Origin of the sequence: Teichococcus vastitatis (assembly GCF_003604215.1) — a bacterium.
Classification (GTDB): domain Bacteria; phylum Pseudomonadota; class Alphaproteobacteria; order Acetobacterales; family Acetobacteraceae; genus Pseudoroseomonas; species Pseudoroseomonas vastitatis.
Window position 1 is genome coordinate 1 of sequence record NZ_QXGS01000217.1, and the last position, 638, is coordinate 638.

Annotated in this window: 1 protein-coding gene; it reads left to right on the forward strand. The window is 62.4% G+C overall.

Annotated elements, in window-relative coordinates:
- Window positions 1-270: 270 nt before the first annotated feature.
- On the forward strand, window positions 271-638 hold a 368-nt coding region (locus tag D2K64_RS23990; protein ID WP_162306257.1), incomplete at its 3' end, for a GAF domain-containing protein.

Sequence of the window (638 nt, forward strand, 5' to 3'; positions counted from 1 at the left end):
TTTTCGGGCGCCCAGAGGCCGCAACTGACATCACAGGCAGGCGGGTTGAGCCGCCGCTGTCGCCGCAACTACGACAGAGCATCGCTTCTCGATGGGTTCGGCAGACACCGGCAAAGCAACGACCTGTTTCGAACCCAGAGGCGATGCTGCTCTCTTGGATTGCAGCGATCCAAGCCGCTCAGCGTTGATCCAATTCAGAAGGTGCCTCACGGCCTAGTGGGGCGTCACTCCCCCGCGGCAGTAAGGGGGATGGCAGTAGCGGGATCCTGGATGCCTGACTTCGCGAAGGTGATGACACGACAGCAGGTCTTGGCAGATTTCGGTGAGTTCGCCCTGCGGTCCCAGGATCTGGACCAGATCCTGGCCGAGGCCACCCGCCTCGTCGGTGACGCCCTCGAAACAGGACGCTCCAAGATCCTGGAGATCCAGCACAAGGAAAAGTCTTTGCTGGTCCGGGCAGGCGTTGGATGGGAGCCCGGCATTGTCGGCCACCTGCGCATCCCCATGGGGGAGCACTCCTCCGAAACCTTCGCGATCGAGGGTGGTGAGCCCGTGATCACGCAGGACATCAGTCAGGAGGACCGGTTCGACGTTCCGCCCTTCATGAAGGACGCCGGAGTGGTCGCCCTGGTGAACGT